Below are 18290 nucleotides of genomic sequence, written 5' to 3' on the forward strand. Positions count from 1 at the left end.
TATTATTAGTATTTTTAGCTAGATCCCGCGATCAAGTCGCGGGATGATAAATGATAAACCTATCCACGCAACAAGGCCTACGCGGGGATGACATAGTAATACCGTAATGACGTAAAAAATATAAACTTAAAATAAAAGTGCAGAAAAGTTTAATTACAAAATGGTTGTGTATAAGTTGTATAATGGTCATAACGACGATTGTTATAGGGGGGATAACAAGGCTTACCGGTTCTGGTTTATCTATAGTTGAGTGGCGTCCGGTAACCGGTATTTTGCCGCCTTTTAGTTTTGAAAGTTGGCAAGCGGAATTTGCTAAATATAAAGCTTTTCCTGAATATAACTCCGTTAATTACGGAATTACTTTATCACAGTTTAAGTTTATTTATCTGTTAGAGTTTATACATCGACTACTCGGTAGAATTACAGCTTTAATATATATTGTACCTTTAATATATTTTTATTTTAAAGATGTTATAAGAAATCGTGACATGATACCTTATATAATTGCTTTGTTGTTATTTTGCATACAAGGCTTTATGGGGTGGTATATGGTTAAAAGCGGCTTGTTGAATAGCCCGTATGTTAGTCATTTTCGACTTGCTGTTCATTTAATTATCGCCGTAATTATTTATCACATACTTTTTTATCAACTAATAAAAAATTGTTATGATATTTTGTTAATCCCGTCACAAATAGATTTTAAATTACCATTAATATTTTCCGGTATTGCTATTACTGTAGTATATGTGCAAATTTTTTTAGGTGCTTTAGTTGCAGGGCTTGATGCAGGGCTGATATATAATAGTTTTCCGCTAATGGATGATAGCTTTATCCCGATGGAGATAAAAGATAATTTCTTTGATCTTAAAAATTGGTATGATCCGGTTTTTATACAATTCATACATCGTTTAGGCGGTTATAGCGTATTTTCGGTTGTTGTAGTTTTGATAATTTGCTTGTTAAAAATAGAACGTCCAAAATTAAAGAAGATAGTGTATTTTCTAATGATTGCATTATTGATGCAGGTATCTACCGGAATAATTACTCTTTTATACTCTGTACCTATAATAATTGCCTCTATACATCAGCTTTTTGCTATAATCCTTTTATCTATAATAATTTGGTGTTATTTTTTAATAAAAAGTTCCTAATTTATTAAAAATATGATCATCGATGTCAATACTCCTATTTCTTCTAGATTAGATAAATATTTAAAACGTCTATATCCCTTATTGACTCAAGGAGTGATAGAGAAAGCATTACGTCAAAAACAAATTACCGTTAATGCTCAGAAAGCAGAAGCGAGTTTAAGAGTAAAGGGCGGCGATAAAATTTTTATTAACGATAAGTTTAATGTACCTGTTAAGCAACCTGAAAAATTAGTTTTTACCAACGCTGAAATTAAGCTAGCGAAGAAAATTACTACTGATTATTTGATATATGCAGATGATAATTTAATAGCTATAAATAAACCTGCAGGTCTTGCTACTCAAGGCGGCAGTAAAATCAATTTATCTATTGACTCTGCATTAAAATATTTGAATTATAAAGGTGCTGATTTTAAGCTAGTACATAGATTAGATAAAGAAACAAGCGGTTTGCTCTTAATAGTCAAAAATTATTTAAGTAGTGTAAAACTTCATGATGCTTTTAAAGAAAAATTGGTTGTAAAAACATATTTTGCTGTAACCTATGGGAAGCCAATTAAAAATGTAGGCGAAGTAAGAAGTAATATAGAAAAGAGTAAAGGAAGTACACCTAAAATTACTGAGATTGATAGTAAAAATGGTAAACTTGCCATTACTTATTATAAAGTACTTAAATCACTTGATAATAATTTATTTTTAATTGAATTTACGCCGGTTACAGGTAGAATGCATCAATTAAGGTTGCATGCTAAGTTATTAGGTTGTCCGATACTTGGAGATGATAAATATGGTAATAAAGAAATAATGCCGTATAGTAAATATATGTTCTTGCATGCTAATAATATATGTTTATCTGAACAAATTTTTGGTCAAGAGATTAAGTTAGAAGCAAAATTACCGTTTTATTTTAATAGACGTCTTACATAACTTGCTTCTAAAGGTAATTTGTACGTCGATCCGGTACTCGAGTCCTCATGTCAAGTGTATGCTGTGGTTCTGCGTCCCGTGTCTCCTTCAAATTTTTCTTTATTAGCTGCGTTATGTAAGACGTCTATTGATAAGTTTGTGGAGTGTTGCAGTTATGATTCATAGATATTTTTTGTTACTGCTTTTTTTTATTACTAATTGTATTGATTGTTTTGCAGATATACAGCAAAAAATCAATGAAGCAGAAAAAGAATATATAAGTAATAGATTTTTAAATGCCGTTTTTATGTTTGCCGATGATTATAAACCTTTATTAACCGGTGCTAAAGGGATTTTTGCTTTAAATGGTGAGCAATTAAAAGCAAATGAAATGATGCCTATTGTTTCTGCTACAAAGCCTTTTACAGCAGCTGGAATCTTAAAATTACAAGAACAGGCATTATTAAATATTAACGATAAAATTTATAAATATCTTGAGCCGGAAATGTGGGGTGGGAAAGTGCCGGATTGGGCATATAAAATATCTATCCATAATTTATTAACGCATAGTAGCGGTATTACTGAATATTTTAGTTTTGTTAAACTTGATTTAAATATGCCTAAGAAAGAGATCCACAAGAAAATATTACAATTTGTTTCTTCTAAGCCTTTAGAAATATCTATAGGGAAAAAATTTAAATACAGTAATACTAATTTTGTTATACTCGGTATGATTATAGAAAAGGTAGCTAAAAAAGATTTAGCTAACTTTTTTTATGATGAATTTTTTAAACCGCTTAATATGAAATCTACTAGTTTTGCTTCATATAGTGAAGCCGCTAGAATCCAAAAAAACGTTATTAGTTCTAATTATCCAGTAAGATATTTTTTAACGCCTAATAATAGTAATAAACCTATATTTACTCCTGTAACTGCTGATTTTTTAGCAGTGCCTTGTGCTGACGGTGGTATAATATCAACACCGGTTGATCTTATTAGATGGTATAGGGCATTAAATGAGGAGAAAATTCTTTCTAAGAAGTCGTATAAACTTATGACTACTAAATATTTTTTAGCAAAAGATATAGAAGGGCGTAAGTCTTATATGGGTTACGGTATTTTTCTTACTGATCTTGATTCTAAGCGTTTAATGATTCATTATACGGGAAAAGCCCTTGGAATACAAAGTGAAGCAGGATATGTTTTGCCTGATAATCTTTATTTTGCTATACTCAGTAATACTATGATAAAAATTCCTGAAGAAGAAAAAAATAAAATTGACATGAAAAATCCTTTAAATCAACTTGGAATAATTTATTTTAGAGATGCAATAATAGGGGCAGCTATAAAAAATTAAATAGACTTGTTGTATAACCTATCTTATAAAGAGGAATTTGAAAGAAATACGAAATGCAGTACCACAGCGTACACTTGTACGTGAGGATGCGAGTACCAGATTGACATACAAATTACCTTTAGAAGGAGGTTATATAACAAGTCTCATGAAGATAGTTACTTGGAATATTAATTCATTGCGTCTACGGATCGATTTATTGAGAAAATTAGCATATGAACATCAGCCGGATATTATTTTACTTCAAGAAACAAAGGTAGCTGATTCATTATTTCCTCTTGAAGTTATTAAAAATATAGGCTATGAACATGTAATATATTCAGGGCAGAAATCATATAACGGTGTTGCTATTATTTCAAAATTTCCTTTGAATAATGTTTTTTCATTGGAGTTATATAATAGTGATAAAAGGCATATAGCAGCTATAGTTAATGATATAGAAATACATAATTTTTATGTTCCTGCCGGCGGTGATATACCTGATATCGAGGTAAGTACAAAATTTAAGCATAAGCTCGAATATGTAAGATTAATGCAGGAATGGTTAACGACTAACCGTACTAAAAACGATAAAATGATTATTGCCGGAGACTTGAACATTGCTCCGCATGAACATGATGTATGGTCTAGTAAACAGTTGCGAAATGTTATCAGCCATACCGACATTGAACGCTCGTTATTGGTAGAGCTACAAAATGTGTTAGGTTTTATTGATACTAGCAGACATTTCGTATCGCTTGACGAAAAATTTTATACTTGGTGGAGTTATAAAAATATAGATTGGAAAAAATCTAACAGAGGTAGAAAGCTTGATCATATTTGGGTTAGTGATAATTTAAAAGGTGCATTATTTTCTATGCATTTACTATTAGAAGCACGTGATTGGTCTTCACCTTCGGATCATGTACCATATTTTGTGACTTTTAATTTACAGATGTTACACCGTGGCTTGACCACGGGGGCCAGTTCAAAATAAAAAAAGACTGGATCCCGTGGTCAAGCTACGGGATGACAATAGTCTTAAGGAGTAATTAGTGGATATTAAGTTAGGAAAATATAAGCCGACAAAGGAAGAATATATAAAAAGCTTTAAAGATATGCTCTTACTGCGTCGTTTTGAAGAAAAATGCGGCCAGTTATACGGAATGGGAGAAATCGGTGGTTTTTGTCATTTATATATAGGGCAAGAAGCAGTAATTTCTGCAGTAGATATGGTTAAACAAAAAGGTGATAGCACTATTACTAGCTATCGTGACCATGCTCATATTATTTTAGCAGGAACTGAGCCTAAGTATGTTCTTGCCGAGCTTATGGGGCGTGCTACAGGTTGCTCGAAAGGTAAGGGTGGCTCGATGCATTTATTTAATGTACCAAACAAATTTTACGGTGGACACGGTATAGTAGGGGCTCAAGTACCGATAGGCACAGGACTTGCGTTTGCTGAAAAATATAATGATACGCATAATATCTGTTTTACTTTTTTAGGTGACGGTGCCGTTAATCAAGGTCAGGTATATGAAGCTTTTAATATGGCTGCTTTATGGGGTTTGCCGGTAGTTTATATTATTGAAAATAACGAATATTCGATGGGGACGTCTGTAGCACGTTCTACCTTTATGCATGGTTTATATAAGAAAGGGGCATCGTTTGGGATTAAAGGGTTTCAGCTAGACGGTATGGATTTTGAAGAAATGTATGACGGTTTTAAGCAAGCAGCCGAGTATGTTAGAGAAAATAGCTTTCCGCTGATATTAGAGGTAAAAACTTATCGTTATCGTGGGCATTCGATGTCCGACCCAGCAAAATATCGCAGTAAAGAAGAAGTTGAACAATATAAAGAGCGTGATCCGTTGGTAATAATAAGAAAAACGATACTCGACAATAAATATGTAACCGAAGCGGATTTAAAAGAAATAGAACAGTCGGTAAAAGAAATTGTGAAAGAAGCAGTAGAATTCTCAGAAAGTTCACCGCTACCTGATGAAGGGGAGTTGTATACACAGGTGTACTGTTAAGGTGTCATTGCGAGGAAAAACTGTAAGTTTTGACGAAGCAATCTCAGGAATTTGTTATTATTTCATGAGGTTGCCACGCAGCATACGGTTACTCGCAATGATGTTCATGCAGGCAGGCCTCCTTGCAATAACGTTTAATTTAATCAAATAAAAAAGAAAAATGCAAATAACGGTACGTGAAGCGTTGCGTGATGCAATGCAAGAAGAGATGATAAGAGACGACAAGGTTTTCGTCATAGGCGAGGAAGTTGCAGAATATCAAGGAGCTTACAAGGTAACTCAAGGATTACTCGAGCGATTTGGTCCTAAGAGGGTAATTGATACACCGATAACGGAATATGGTTTTGCAGGACTTGCAGTCGGAGCAGCTTTTGCAGGACTTCGCCCGATTGTGGAGTTTATGACCTTTAATTTTGCTATGCAAGCATTCGATCACATAGTTAATTCAGCTGCAAAAACACATTACATGTCAGGCGGGCAGGTCAAATGTCCGATAGTATTTAGAGGACCAAATGGAGCAGCAAGTAGAGTAGCTGCACAACATAGCCAAAATTATACAGCTTGCTATTCCCACATTCCGGGATTAAAAGTAGTAGCTCCTTATAGTGCAGAAGATCATAAAGGACTTATGCTTACAGCTATTAGGGATGATAATCCCGTTGTTTTTTTAGAAAATGAAATTTTATATGGTCATAGTTTTGACGTGCCGGAAATAATCGAGCCTATATCCTTTGGTCAGGCAAAAATTTTAAGAGAGGGTAGTAGTGCCACTATAGTAACTTTCTCGATTCAAGTAAAACTTGCCTTAGATGCTGCAGATGTTTTGCAGAATGATAATATTGATTGCGAAGTTATTGATCTTCGCACTATTAAACCGCTTGATACTGAGACAATAATAGAATCAGTGAAAAAAACTAATCGTTTAGTTGCAGTGGAAGAAGGGTGGTTTTTTGCAGGTGTTGGTGCAAGTATAGCTTCTATTGTTATGAAAGAAGCATTTGATTATTTAGATGCTCCGATAGAGATTGTAAGTGGTAAAGATCTCCCCCTTCCTTATGCTGTTAATTTAGAAACACTAGCTCTGCCGAGTGAGAGCGATGTAATAGAAGCCGTTAAAAAGGTTTGTTATTATAGTATTTAATGTATTAGCTTAGTTTTTTCGTCATTGCGAGCAACTGAAAGGAGCGTGGCAATCTCATAAAGCAAGATTCCAGAGGTTGCTGCGTCAAAACTGATAGTTTCCCCTTGCAATGACGATGTCAACTTTTTTAGGTACACCTACTTTGCAGCTCTTTTACGGTCGTTAGGGTCAAGTAGAGCTTTACGTAAACGAATAGATTTTGGTGTTATTTCAACTCGCTCGTCATCTTGTATATAGCTGATTGCCTGCTCTAACGTTAAAAGCATGGGTGGAGTTAGCCTTATGGCTTCGTCTTTACCTGCTGCTCTAACGTTGCTCAGTTGTTTCGCTTTTAGTGGGTTTACCTCTAGATCATTATCACGATTATGTTCGCCGATAATCATGCCTCTATATACTTTGTCACTAGGGTTTATAAACATCTTCCCCCTTTCTTCTAGATGCCATAGAGCATATGCGACCGCTGCCCCGTCACCGTTAGAGATAAGCACGCCGTTACGTCTTCCCTCGATATTCCCTTTATAATCAGCATATCCGTGGAAAATACGGTTCATAATCCCTGTGCCTCGTGTTTCGGTTAAAAACTGGCTGTGATAGCCGATTAACCCTCTAGAAGGTCCGATAAACGTAACACGGCTTTTACCGCCGCCTGACGGCCTCATATCAGTCATTTCAGCTTTTCTCAGTGCTAAAGATTTTACGACTACTCCAACATAATCATCATCAACGTCAACTTGGATTTCTTCCATCGGTTCTTGCTTATTACCTTTCTCATCAGTTTGGAATAATACTTCGGGTCTGCTAATAGATAGCTCAAACCCTTCACGACGCATAGTTTCAATTAAGATACCAAGTTGTAATTCACCACGCCCTGCAACTTGGAAAGCATTTTTCTCAGCAGTTTCAGTAACTTTTAAGGCAATGTTACTTTCAAGCTCACGCATTAACCTAGCTCCAATTAAGCTCGACGTAACTTTTGTCCCTTCGCTTCCTGCCAGCGGTGAGTCATTAACGCTAAAAGTTATTGATAAAGTCGGCGGGTCGATAGGTAGAGATGGTATGGCCTCGGTTATCTCAGGGGAGCAGAGAGTATCAGCAACATTGGCGTTTTCAACGCCTGCTACGGCAATAATATCGCCGGCTGTAGCATCATTTATAGCGATTCGCTCTAAGCCTCTAAAGGCGAATATTTTAGTAATACGTCCGGTTTCAAGTACTTTATTCTCACGATTTAATACTTTTACGTTTTGGTTAATTTTAACAGTGCCGCTTTGTACACGACCTGTTAAAACCCTACCGAAGAAAGAATTATATTCTCTAGTAGTAACAAGCATAGAAAACGGTGCTTTGTCATCGGCTAAGGGTTTTGGTACATGCTGTACTATAAGATCGAAAAGCGGTGCTAAATCATCTGCTAAATTGTCTAGAGGATTAATTTTATCATCAAAGGTTAAAGATGCTCTACCTGCTTTACCTGATGCATAAACTATAGGGAAGTCAAGCTGACTGTTGTTTGCTTCAAGTGCCACAAATAGCTCAAATACTTCATCGATAACTTCTTTAATTCTTTGGTCATCTCTATCGATTTTATTAATAACGACAATAGGTTTTAAGCCAAGATTTAACGCTTTAGAAAGTACGAATTTTGTTTGTGGCATTGGTCCTTCCGATGCATCGACAAGTAGCACTACACCGTCAACCATGCTAAGGATGCGTTCTACTTCACCACCAAAATCGGCGTGTCCTGGCGTATCAACTATATTGATACGGATATCGTTCCACATAAGAGCAGTGCATTTGGCAAGTATCGTGATTCCACGCTCACGCTCAAGATCGTTAGAGTCCATAGCACGCTCAGCAACTGCTTGGTTAGCTCTAAATGTTCCGCTTTGTTTAAGCATGTTATCAACAAGTGTAGTTTTTCCATGATCAACGTGGGCAATAATTGCTATATTACGAATAGATGTCATCTTTAAAAATTCTCACAAGTTTACAATAGCTTTTCGTACTATACACTAAAATACCAAAAATTGGAATATAAGTTCTTGAAAAAGAAATTGATTTAACTGCAGAATAAAAATTACTAAGAATTAACTTTAAAATAAGAGAAATTAATGAACGATAATACAGCTTTATTTATATTTGACTGTGACAATACTTGAGTGGGACATTCACATAATTATATCGGAGAGAGGTTAGGAGGTTTAATAGTACGTGAATATACAAAATTGCTTTTTTAGCTCCTATGAAGAACGAGAGCAAGAAAAAGTTAGGCTTGAGCAAAAATTTTCTATAGCGCTGATGGAGAAATTCCTAGATAATGAAAATTTAGATTGGAAAAATGAAGAGCAAATAGCACGCCTTTTTAAGAATATTATATTATCCGGTCATAAAACAGCTATAGCATTATTTAATGATTATCCTCATGCTGTAAAATATGCATTAGAAAGGTTACTAGGAAAGGAAGATGCAGCAAAAATTTATATAAAATCAGCTTTACCTTCTAATAATTTTGAAGAAATTGTACTAAATAAAGAATATATAAGAGCAATAATTAATAATACCGAAATAACTAATAAAAAAACATATTTTTCATGGATGATGATATTAAACATGTCAATGCTGCAAAAGACTATGGTATTACAGTAGTTTTGGTTAAGAACAAAGGAACAGAGCATATTCATGAAGCTTTTAATTTTTTATATGAATTTAATGAACAGCATGAAATTTATGTTGAGCTAGAAGAACCGACTACTGAGCCTTTGCTTAGTGATGAAAAGAGTACCTATTTAAGTCCTGAAGCAATAAACGCTATTTCGTTTGAACCTATTTCTAGTGATTATTATTTGGATGGCGAATATACCCCATGCATGGGAAGGGGAGGCGGGAATGTGCCAATGTTAGGTAAAGGTTAAGTTTTTAATTATAGACAAATTGTTTGATGTTATTTATTCTTAGATTAATAAGGGCGTTGTTCCAGTGTTATTCCCGCAACTTGATCGCGGGCTCTCAGGGTACTGCCTGTGGCACAAGATCCCGTGTTCAAGTCACGGATGACAATCCTAGCCGACACCGTTTAACCTAAAAGGGATCAAAGATGATATACCGAATATTATGTTTATGCATATTCATAATAAATTTCTCAACGATTACGGAGGCACAAAATGTGCCAATTAAAGAAGATAATTTTAAAGTTAGAGTAGCTGTTGTTGATGTACAATCTATATTGGAAGGTTCGATCGCTATAAGAGATTTGCGTAATAAAATCGAAAAGCTTAATTATAAAATTCAAGAGGATATTGCTGCAAAAGAAGCAGAATTTAAACCGCTAGAAGAGCAGTTGCTAAATGAGCGTTCTCATTTAAGTGAAACCGAATTTGAGCATAAAGTAAACGAATTTAATGCAAAAGTTAGCCACGTTAGAAAAGAAATTCAGATTAAGAAAACAAAGCTTGAACAAGCCCATGCTGAGGCTATGAGTAGAGTCCATGAAACAACTATTACAATAATTAGTGAACTTGCCGAGAAATATAACCTTAATTTGGTAATTCCAAGTGCTCAAGTCTTATATGCCAAAAATAATTTGAATATAACCTCTGAAGTGACTTTTCTGTTGAATGAGAGATTAAAAGATGTAACAATAAACTATTGATAGTGTTGTATGGATTTTTGTGTGTCATTCCCGCGTAGGCGGTAGTCAAGAAAAATAACTTCAATATTGATATAGAAGTTACATATCTGATAAAATAAATCTATAAAAACTAGTTTTTATAGGTTTTACTGGATTCCCGCCTACGCGGGAATGATATAAACAATAGAGTATTTAATATGGCAGAATTTACACCGATTACAATTGCATACGGGGACGGTATAGGTCCTGAAATAATGGAGGCAGTGCTTTATATATTACGTAAAGCTGATGCTCGTATTCGTTTAGAAACCATTGAAGTAGGTGAAAAGCTTTACAAGAAGCATTATACTTCAGGCATAAGTGAGGAAAGCTGGGAATCAATACAACGCACTGGTATTATACTTAAAGCCCCGATTACTACTCCGCAAGGTGGAGGATATAAAAGTTTAAATGTCACGATTCGTAAAACATTACAGCTTTTTGCTAATATTCGTCCTTCCGTTTCGTTTCATCCTTTTGCTAGAACATTACATCCAAATTTGAACCTAACTATTATACGTGAGAATGAGGAAGATTTATACGCAGGTATAGAATACCGCCAAACGCATAATATGTATGAGTCAATGAAGTTGATAAGTCATACAGGATGTGAGAAGATTATTAGATATGCTTTTGAATATGCAGTAAAAAATAACCGTAAAAAAGTCACGTGTTTAAGCAAAGATAATATTATGAAATTTTCTGATGGAGTTTTACATAAAGTATTTAATGAGATTGCAAAAGAATACCCGCAAATTAATAACGCACATTATATTATCGATATCGGGACGGCAAGGCTTGCTACCAAACCGGAAATATTTGACGTTATCGTAACTTCTAATTTATACGGTGATATCATATCTGACGTAGCTGCTGAAATGTCAGGCTCGGTAGGCCTTGCAGGTTCTGCAAATATTGGGCAGCATTATGCGATGTTTGAAGCGGTACATGGAAGTGCTCCCGATATTGCCGGTAAAGATATCGCAAATCCGTCAGGGCTTTTAAATGCTGCAATAATGATGCTAGTACATATAGGGCAGGGTGATATCGCTACATTAATCGAAAATGCTTGGAAAAAAACTATAGAGGATGGCGTTCATACAGCCGATATATATAACGAGCAGAGTTCTAGTAAAAAAGTTGGTACAAAAGAATTTGTCAAAGAAGTAGCGAAAAGATTAGGACAGTTACCGACAAAGCTACCTAAAGCAGATTATCCCTTAATTGCTGAGAAGCAAGAAAGCAATATAGATTATAAAATTGATACTAAAGAAGTTAAGAAATTGGTCGGTACGGATATATTTGTGAATATGAATGTATCTTCCGCTCACGATATAGCAAATAAAATTAATAAACTTGATCTTGGTAATTTTGAGTTAAAAACAATCTCGTCAAAAGGATTAAAGCTGTGGCCTCGTGATACAAGGTTTGAAACTGTTTCCGATCATTGGTGTTGTCGTTTTATGAATAAAGACGGCACAGAAATAAAGCATTTAGATATAACAAGATTGCTTGAAGCTTTAAGCACAGCGAATATCGATTTTATCAAAGTAGAGAATCTATTTGAATTTGACGGGGTTGCAGGTTATAGCTTGGCTCAAGGTGAGTAAAAACGTCATTGCGAGTGAACTTTAGTTCATGCGGCAATCTCAGGACTTTTGCATGAGATTGCTTCGTCAAGTATTTCATAATCTCCTCGTAATGACGAAAAAAGGATAAACACAATGACACTATACTATGTAGGAATTTTATTAGTAATTATTGGATTATTTGCTATATTTTCAGGCATAATCGGTTTTTTTAGATTTCCTGATTTTTATACTAAATTACATGCAGCGAGTGTTATTGAGAGTTTCGGTGTGCCTATTTGCTTAATAGGTTTTGTGTGCATTGAAGCAGATATTGTGAACTCTGTTAAATTAATTTTAGCGGCTTTATTGATTTTTATACTAAATCCGGTAGCAACTCATGCACTTGGTAAAGCATCTTTATTTATGAAAATTAGAGCTGATAGTACCGTCATTGCGAGGAAAATTACGAAGTAATTGACGAAGAAATCTCAGGATGCTTAATAAGATTGCTACGTCGAAATTACGTTTCTCCTCGCAATGACGTTAATTTTTAATAACCATATGACAAAGACAGCTTTAAATTTTGATCTCAGCAATTACCTACTTAACTTAATTGCTTTTTTATTGATCTTAATCTCGATAAAAATAATTTTTGCTAAAGATTTACTAAATGCAGTGATTGCTACTTCTATATTTAGCTTATTAATTGGTGTATCCTATCTTATTATGGATGCTCCTGATGTCGCAATGACCGAGGCAGCACTTGGAGCTTGCTTATCAACATGCGTATATTTGAATTTGTTGCGTAAATTACCTTCGGATTTAAAGAATATTGAGAGAACTAATATTATTCCAGCAAGTTTAATATGTTTATTGTTTGTAGTAACTCTTGCTTATATAGGGCTCGAATTACCGAATTACGGTGATGATAATGCTCCTATTCATATGCATTCAAGTAAATATTATATCGAAAATACCTCTAGAGATATAGGTGTACCTTCTTTTGTTGCGGCTATTCTTGCAAGTTATCGTGGATATGATACTTTAGGTGAAACTAGCGTAATTTTAATTGCAGGAATTGCCGTGCTATTGATTTTTTCAAGAAAGTCTGATGATATCATACCGCGACTTGATCGCGGTATCTCAGGATACAGCAGGCGATACAAGATCCCGTGGTCAAGCCATGGGATGACAAATCCAATCATAAAATATATTACTAGTTTTATAATACCTTATATAATTTTATATAGTATATATATTCAGCTTAACGGTGAGTCTTCACCGGGTGGTGGGTTTCAAGCAGGTGTTATATTTGCATCTAGCCTTATTGCTTATGATTTAGTTTACGGTAATCGAAAATTAAACCGATATTTTCCTCCTAACATGCTAGTTTGTATTGCGGTTTTAGGTGTAGCAATATATGCAATTGTAGGAATAATATCACTCTTTTTTAACGATAATTATTTAAATTATTATTCACTAACAAATTTTATCAATGATAAGCTACTTGCTCAGCATATTGCGATAGTTATTGTTGAAATTGGTATAGGTTTAACTGTTGCAGCTATTATGTACTTAATTTACAACGTATTTAATAATTATGAATAGTCTATTTGTACTAATTAAGCGTGAATTGATAGTGCAAAATCGCATTAATAATATAATTAAATATCTAGTTATATTTTTTTTATTTTGCATAATTAGTACTGTTTTAATTAACAGTGAAAGGGATATTAACAAATTCGGTTTAATTTTTTCGGTAATTTGTTTATTAATTTCATTAATCGGTTTTTCTTCGGTTATATTTAAATCTGATTTGGAAGATGGAAGTTTAGAGTTATTATTATCAATTATTAGTCATGAAAAAATTATATTGGCTAAATTTTTTGCTATATTGATCAGCAGTACGATAGGGCTGGTTTTTGTTTTACCTATTATTTATGTTTTTTTTGATCAAACTTTGTTTGAGATAATATTTTTCTTTATTAGTGTATGGATGATACTAGTGTTATCAAGTAGTTTAGTAGTGTTATCCGGTAGCGTGCAATGTTATTTTAAGAAAAATGCTAATTTTGTTGGTACATTTATCATGCCGTTATTAATTCCAAATATTATAATGACAGGTTTAATATTACAAGATAATAACTTACAATTAATTTTTATTATGATAGGAATTAATTTAGTATTTTTACCGATTTCATTCTTCTTGAGTTCCTGTTTAATTAAAAATATTTATAATATTACGTGATTTTGCTTTATTTTTACTAATGTAGTGATATAAAATAAGATGAATATTATTAATAAGTTTTTTTGAGAAAAATATATGTGGTATGCTTTACGAAGGTTAATTGCAGCAAATCCTATGGGATTTTTTCTGTGGTCTATTATCACTAAATGGTATTTGATTGTAGCAGTTGCTTCCTTAATTACTTTATATTATACAGTATTGGGCTTAAAAAAAATTGGGTTTATAGATTATTTTACTGAAACTACAGTCGAGATATTAGATACAACTAAAGCAGTTGCTCAAAATTGTACTACAAAACTCGGTCCTAATTGGAATCATTTAGTTAGTTTTTGGAATTGCTTAAGTGATCCTGGCGAATATAAGCATGAAAAAGGGACAGGAGCAAAAGTGTTAGAAGATGAAATAAATAAGCTGATGCCAAAACAAGCAGATAGTGCTGTAGACGCTGAACGTCCTATAATAAATCCTTATGAAGAACTAGAAAATCCAAATAATCTTAATAATACCCCAAGCAGTAGTAATAATAATCGTTAATTTATGTCACTTTAATATTATATGTTGGATACTGAAGATAATAAAAACAAACAAACAACACGTCGTGATTTTATGGTTCTAACGGCTAGTAGTGTTGCAGCAATTGGGGCAGCATGTACTCTTTGGCCTCTAGTTGATTCTTTAAACCCTTCTGCGGACGTGCTAGCTTTATCATCAATTGAGGTTGATTTATCAGATATTGCGGTAGATCAAACAGTGACGGTTAAATGGCAAGGTAGACCAGTTTTTATCACTAACCGTACGCCTGACAAAATAGCTGCAGCAAGAGCCGTTAAAATGTCAGAGCTGATTGATCCTGAAGCAGATGAAACACGTGTGAAAGCAGGGCATGATAATTGGCTGGTGATGATCGGGATCTGCACGCATTTAGGTTGTGTACCGCTTGCTAATCAAGGTGAATATGATGGATGGTTCTGTCCGTGCCATGGTTCACAATATGATTCTTCAGGTAGAGTTAGAAGAGGTCCTGCTCCTTTAAATTTAGTTGTGCCGCCTTATACTTTTATTAGCGACAAAAAAATTAGAATCGGGTAATTTTATTTATGAATAAAGATATTACCCCTAAAAAGCCTAATGCTATTATAGAATGGATAGATTATCGTCTTCCTATTTTTGCGTTCCTAAAGCATTTTAGTCATTATCAAACTCCGAAAAATCTTAGCTATTTGTGGAATTTAGGCTCTATTGCCGGTATTGCGTTAGTGATTCAGATAATCACCGGCGTCATACTTGCTATGCACTATACTCCGCATGTCGATCATGCTTTCGATAGTGTTGAGCGAATCATGCGTAACGTGAATTACGGTTGGTTACTGCGTTACACTCATGCGGTAGGTGCATCGATGTTTTTTGCCGCCGTATACTTACACATAGCGAGAGGTTTGTATTACGGCTCTTATAAAACACCTAGAGAACTGCTTTGGCATATCGGTATCATCATTTTTCTAACCATGATGGCTACTGCTTTCATGGGTTACGTGCTTCCTTGGGGGCAGATGAGCTACTGGGGAGCAACGGTTATTACTAATTTATTTTCCGCTATTCCGTTAATAGGGGAATTCATAGTTACGTGGTTATGGGGTGGTTTTTCTGTTGATAACCCGACATTAAATAGGTTCTTCTCACTGCATTATTTATTGCCGTTTATTATTGTTGCTTTAGTGATGCTGCATTTAGTGGCATTGCATCAGCATGGTTCAAATAACCCAAAAGGTATAGATGTTAAAAGCCCCAAAGATACTATTCCGTTCCACCCTTATTATACCGTAAAGGATTTTGTCGGTTTCGGGGTTTATTTCATAATATTTGCCTATTTTATTTTTTACGAACCTAATTATTTAGGACATCCCGATAATTACATTCCGGCAAATCCGCTAGTTACGCCTGCCCACATTGTCCCTGAATGGTATTTTCTGCCGTTTTATGCAATACTTAGAGCCGTGCCGTCTAAGCTTGGTGGGGTGCTATTAATGTTTGGAAGTATATTTGTGTTATTCTTACTACCTTGGCTTGATACTTCAAAAGTTAGAAGTAGCAATTATAGACCGATATACCGAATTGCTTTTTGGATATTTATGGTAGATTGTTTATTGCTTGGTTATTTAGGCGGGCAGCCGGCAGAAGAGCCGTATATTATCATTAGCCGTTTTGCTGCTTGTTATTACTTTTTTCATGTCTTAGTAGCTCTGCCGCTGATAGGTAAATATGAAAAACCGCTGCCATTGCCGGAGGAGTTGTAAGAGTTGAGTCATTGTGAAGAGATGTCATTGCAAGGAAATTGCATAGCAATTGACGAAGCAATCTCAGGAGTTTGTTATTATTTCATGAGATTGCTGTGCAGCCTATGGCTACTCGCAATAAAGTTTTTTGTATTATACAAATTTATGCAGTAACCAATAGTATATATAGTAACTAACAAGAAAAATGGTATATACTCTATACTGGTGTTACTTTTATATTTAATAAAAAGAATATATCAACATAAAAATGATACAGTTAAGAAGTTTAGTAAAAAGTATAATTGCAAAATTTTAGTATTTTATGAGATTCATCAACTATGAATTCAGCAATAAATAGAGAAAAACAAATATAAATTGGGATGATTTGTATAATGAAATTATTCTGTAATAAAAACATCATTATTGCAAGGAAAGACAAAATCTCAACACGACAATCTTATAAAATAATATATAAACTCCTGAGATTGCTTCGTCAACATTTTCAATTTCCCCTTGCAATGACGACTCAAAAAAATTATGAAAACTAAACTACTTATCCCTATCATCATACTACTAACTTCGTGCTTCAGTTTAGCCAATGAAGAAGTATTACATCCAAAAAAGATGAAATGGTCGTTTGACGGCGTATTTGGTACAGTTAATCGTGAAGCAGCACAAAGAGGTTTTCAGGTCTATAAAGAAGTTTGTAGTGTCTGCCATGGTTTAAACAATTTATATTACCGTAATCTTAAAGATATCGGCTTTTCGGATGATGAGATAAAAGAGATTGCCAAAGGCTATACGATAAAAGACGGCCCTAATGATGAAGGTGAGATATTTGACCGCCCCGCTCTTCCCTCTGATCGTTTTGTACCTCCTTACCCTAATGAGCAAGCAGCAAGAGCAGCTAATAACGGTGCTCATCCTCCTGATTTATCGTTGATAATAAAAGCACGTCATGACGGAGCTAATTATATATATTCGCTACTTACCGGCTATACCGAATCGCCGGCAGATTTTAAGCTGATGCAGGGGACTTATTATAATCCCTATTTCCCTGGCAAGCAAATAGCAATGCCGCCGCCGCTTACAGACGGGCAGGTAACCTATATGGACGGTACTAACGCAAGTGTAGAGCATATGTCGCAAGATGTTGTGGTATTTCTACAATGGGCAGCTGAGCCGGAAATGGAACATCGTAAATCTATGGGTCTTAAAGTTATGATGTTTTTAGCAGTATTTACTATCTTTTTCTATATTGCAAAAAACCGCATTTGGTCTAATTTAAAGTAATTGTTGAGTGGATCAGTTTCCTATTATTGGCGTTGTTGCATGGATCATTAAACATGTTCGATGTCATTTCTACAAAAGCAAGAATCCGGTAAAAAATGATAAAAACATAGCAAACTATATAAAAATTTAGTATATAATTAGATTAAAAACTGGATTCCTGCCTTTCGTAGAAATGACATAAATAATCAGTCTATGCTACCCTTTTTGGCCTCTTTCTTGGTATAATGACTTATCTTTGCTATACTTATCCTAAAATTTATATAAGTAGCTATTTATAATTACTTTACTTGCGGCGATAACAGGATTTATTAGTTCAATAATTCCTGAAATTTTGAAAATATATAAAGATATTAACGATAAAAAACACGAGATAAATATTTTAGACCGTCAAATTGCTAATAACAAACTTAATTAGTCTAAAACTTTTACAGAGCTTACCATATCACAAGAAATGGCAGAGCAATATTCTCTTTACTCCACTTATAAATCAGATATTAGTTGGGTTGATGCTTTAAAATGGCTCGGCAAGACCTGTGCTTGCCTATAGCTTTTTTGCAATGTATGGAGAAGTTAAATATGTTCAATATAAATCGTTAAAAAGTTCTGCTCTGCTAGTTGAATATCTAGATATATTATGGAGCATAAAAGATTAAACTATTTTTGCGGAGATTATT

General features: G+C 34.3%; 18 protein-coding genes and 1 pseudogene. 17 read left to right on the top strand and 2 right to left on the bottom strand.

Annotated elements, in window-relative coordinates:
- Positions 1-137 precede the first annotated feature (137 nt).
- A complete protein-coding gene (locus QUD19_RS03975) occupies positions 138-1151 on the top strand; it encodes a COX15/CtaA family protein (protein WP_498807441.1) in 1014 nt (337 codons plus the stop codon).
- A gap of 12 nt (positions 1152-1163) precedes the next feature.
- Positions 1164-2075, top strand: coding sequence for an RluA family pseudouridine synthase (locus QUD19_RS03980; RefSeq protein ID WP_498807443.1), 912 nt, complete (start codon positions 1164-1166; stop codon positions 2073-2075).
- Here the strand turns inward: QUD19_RS03980 and QUD19_RS03985 are convergent.
- Positions 2057-2227 (bottom strand): annotated as a pseudogene (locus QUD19_RS03985) (palindromic element RPE1 domain-containing protein); the annotation flags it as partial. The gene QUD19_RS03980 and the pseudogene QUD19_RS03985 overlap by 19 nt on opposite strands.
- 2 nt (positions 2228-2229) lie before the next feature.
- On the opposite strand from QUD19_RS03985, the gene QUD19_RS03990 reads away from it, so the two are divergent.
- From QUD19_RS03990 to QUD19_RS04005, 4 genes are all read left to right on the top strand, one after another.
- Positions 2230-3411, top strand: coding sequence for a serine hydrolase domain-containing protein (locus tag QUD19_RS03990; RefSeq protein WP_498807445.1), 1182 nt, complete (start codon positions 2230-2232; stop codon positions 3409-3411).
- 145 nt (positions 3412-3556) lie between these two features.
- On the top strand, positions 3557-4384 hold the full coding sequence (gene xth, locus QUD19_RS03995) for an exodeoxyribonuclease III (RefSeq protein ID WP_498808672.1): 828 nt from the start codon (positions 3557-3559) through the stop codon (positions 4382-4384).
- A gap of 58 nt (positions 4385-4442) precedes the next feature.
- Positions 4443-5423, top strand: coding sequence for a pyruvate dehydrogenase (acetyl-transferring) E1 component subunit alpha (gene pdhA, locus QUD19_RS04000; protein WP_498807447.1), 981 nt, complete (start codon positions 4443-4445; stop codon positions 5421-5423).
- 160 nt (positions 5424-5583) lie between these two features.
- On the top strand, positions 5584-6564 hold the full coding sequence (locus QUD19_RS04005) for a pyruvate dehydrogenase complex E1 component subunit beta (RefSeq protein ID WP_498807449.1): 981 nt from the start codon (positions 5584-5586) through the stop codon (positions 6562-6564).
- Between the two features lie 137 nt (positions 6565-6701).
- On the opposite strand, the gene typA is transcribed toward QUD19_RS04005, so the two are convergent.
- Positions 6702-8531 carry a translational GTPase TypA gene (gene typA / locus QUD19_RS04010; protein ID WP_498807451.1) on the bottom strand — a complete coding sequence of 610 codons (1830 nt, stop codon included), beginning with the start codon at positions 8529-8531 and terminating at the stop codon, positions 6702-6704.
- 244 nt (positions 8532-8775) lie between these two features.
- Between typA and QUD19_RS04015 the strand changes: the two genes are divergently transcribed.
- The 11 genes from QUD19_RS04015 (at position 8776) to QUD19_RS04065 (ending at position 17616) form a co-directional block, all read left to right on the top strand.
- Positions 8776-9210 carry a hypothetical protein gene (locus QUD19_RS04015; protein WP_498808709.1) on the top strand — a complete coding sequence of 145 codons (435 nt, stop codon included), beginning with the start codon at positions 8776-8778 and terminating at the stop codon, positions 9208-9210.
- 2 nt (positions 9211-9212) lie between these two features.
- Entirely contained in the window at positions 9213-9476 is a 264-nt protein-coding gene (locus QUD19_RS04020) for a hypothetical protein (protein ID WP_498808710.1), read from the top strand.
- A 182-nt stretch (positions 9477-9658) separates the two neighbouring features.
- Entirely contained in the window at positions 9659-10213 is a 555-nt protein-coding gene (locus tag QUD19_RS04025) for an OmpH family outer membrane protein (protein WP_498807453.1), read from the top strand.
- Between the two features lie 176 nt (positions 10214-10389).
- Complete coding sequence (locus QUD19_RS04030) at positions 10390-11841, top strand: NADP-dependent isocitrate dehydrogenase (RefSeq protein ID WP_498807455.1); 1452 nt, start codon at positions 10390-10392, stop codon at positions 11839-11841.
- 114 nt (positions 11842-11955) lie between these two features.
- Positions 11956-12276, top strand: coding sequence for a Na+/H+ antiporter subunit G (locus tag QUD19_RS04035; RefSeq protein WP_498807457.1), 321 nt, complete (start codon positions 11956-11958; stop codon positions 12274-12276).
- Positions 12277-12339: 63 nt separating this feature from the next.
- Positions 12340-13410, top strand: coding sequence for a DUF4040 domain-containing protein (locus tag QUD19_RS04040; protein ID WP_498807459.1), 1071 nt, complete (start codon positions 12340-12342; stop codon positions 13408-13410).
- Positions 13403-14050, top strand: a complete 648-nt coding sequence (locus QUD19_RS04045; RefSeq protein ID WP_498807461.1) for a heme exporter protein CcmB — start codon at positions 13403-13405, stop codon at positions 14048-14050. The genes QUD19_RS04040 and QUD19_RS04045 overlap by 8 nt, the downstream gene beginning before the upstream one ends.
- 75 nt (positions 14051-14125) lie before the next feature.
- Entirely contained in the window at positions 14126-14584 is a 459-nt protein-coding gene (locus QUD19_RS04050; protein WP_498807463.1) for a DUF2670 domain-containing protein, read from the top strand.
- A gap of 21 nt (positions 14585-14605) precedes the next feature.
- Positions 14606-15139, top strand: a complete 534-nt coding sequence (gene petA / locus QUD19_RS04055; RefSeq protein ID WP_498807465.1) for a ubiquinol-cytochrome c reductase iron-sulfur subunit — start codon at positions 14606-14608, stop codon at positions 15137-15139.
- A gap of 8 nt (positions 15140-15147) precedes the next feature.
- Positions 15148-16344 (top strand): cytochrome b, encoded by a 1197-nt coding sequence (locus QUD19_RS04060; protein WP_498807467.1) that lies wholly within the window; start codon positions 15148-15150, stop codon positions 16342-16344.
- Between the two features lie 516 nt (positions 16345-16860).
- Entirely contained in the window at positions 16861-17616 is a 756-nt protein-coding gene (locus QUD19_RS04065) for a cytochrome c1 (protein ID WP_498807470.1), read from the top strand.
- The last annotated feature ends 674 nt before the right edge of the window (positions 17617-18290 follow it).

The organism is Candidatus Rickettsia kotlanii (assembly GCA_030295365.1).
Taxonomy (GTDB): domain Bacteria; phylum Pseudomonadota; class Alphaproteobacteria; order Rickettsiales; family Rickettsiaceae; genus Rickettsia; species Rickettsia kotlanii.

Excerpts from the sequence above, each read along its gene's own strand:
- QUD19_RS03990 (WP_498807445.1), top strand. The coding sequence starts at position 2,230 with ATGATTCATAGATATTTTTTGTTACTGCTTTTTTTTATTACTAATTGT.
- petA (WP_498807465.1), top strand. The coding sequence starts at position 14,606 with ATGTTGGATACTGAAGATAATAAAAACAAACAAACAACACGTCGTGAT.
- xth (WP_498808672.1), top strand. The coding sequence starts at position 3,557 with ATGAAGATAGTTACTTGGAATATTAATTCATTGCGTCTACGGATCGAT.
- QUD19_RS04065 (WP_498807470.1), top strand. The coding sequence starts at position 16,861 with ATGAAAACTAAACTACTTATCCCTATCATCATACTACTAACTTCGTGC.
- QUD19_RS04005 (WP_498807449.1), top strand. The coding sequence starts at position 5,584 with ATGCAAATAACGGTACGTGAAGCGTTGCGTGATGCAATGCAAGAAGAG.
- QUD19_RS04040 (WP_498807459.1), top strand. The coding sequence starts at position 12,340 with ATGACGTTAATTTTTAATAACCATATGACAAAGACAGCTTTAAATTTT.
- QUD19_RS04050 (WP_498807463.1), top strand. The coding sequence starts at position 14,126 with ATGTGGTATGCTTTACGAAGGTTAATTGCAGCAAATCCTATGGGATTT.
- typA (WP_498807451.1), bottom strand. The coding sequence starts at position 8,531 with ATGACATCTATTCGTAATATAGCAATTATTGCCCACGTTGATCATGGA.
- QUD19_RS04030 (WP_498807455.1), top strand. The coding sequence starts at position 10,390 with ATGGCAGAATTTACACCGATTACAATTGCATACGGGGACGGTATAGGT.
- QUD19_RS03980 (WP_498807443.1), top strand. The coding sequence starts at position 1,164 with ATGATCATCGATGTCAATACTCCTATTTCTTCTAGATTAGATAAATAT.
- QUD19_RS04025 (WP_498807453.1), top strand. The coding sequence starts at position 9,659 with ATGATATACCGAATATTATGTTTATGCATATTCATAATAAATTTCTCA.
- QUD19_RS04035 (WP_498807457.1), top strand. The coding sequence starts at position 11,956 with ATGACACTATACTATGTAGGAATTTTATTAGTAATTATTGGATTATTT.
- QUD19_RS04060 (WP_498807467.1), top strand. The coding sequence starts at position 15,148 with ATGAATAAAGATATTACCCCTAAAAAGCCTAATGCTATTATAGAATGG.
- QUD19_RS04045 (WP_498807461.1), top strand. The coding sequence starts at position 13,403 with ATGAATAGTCTATTTGTACTAATTAAGCGTGAATTGATAGTGCAAAAT.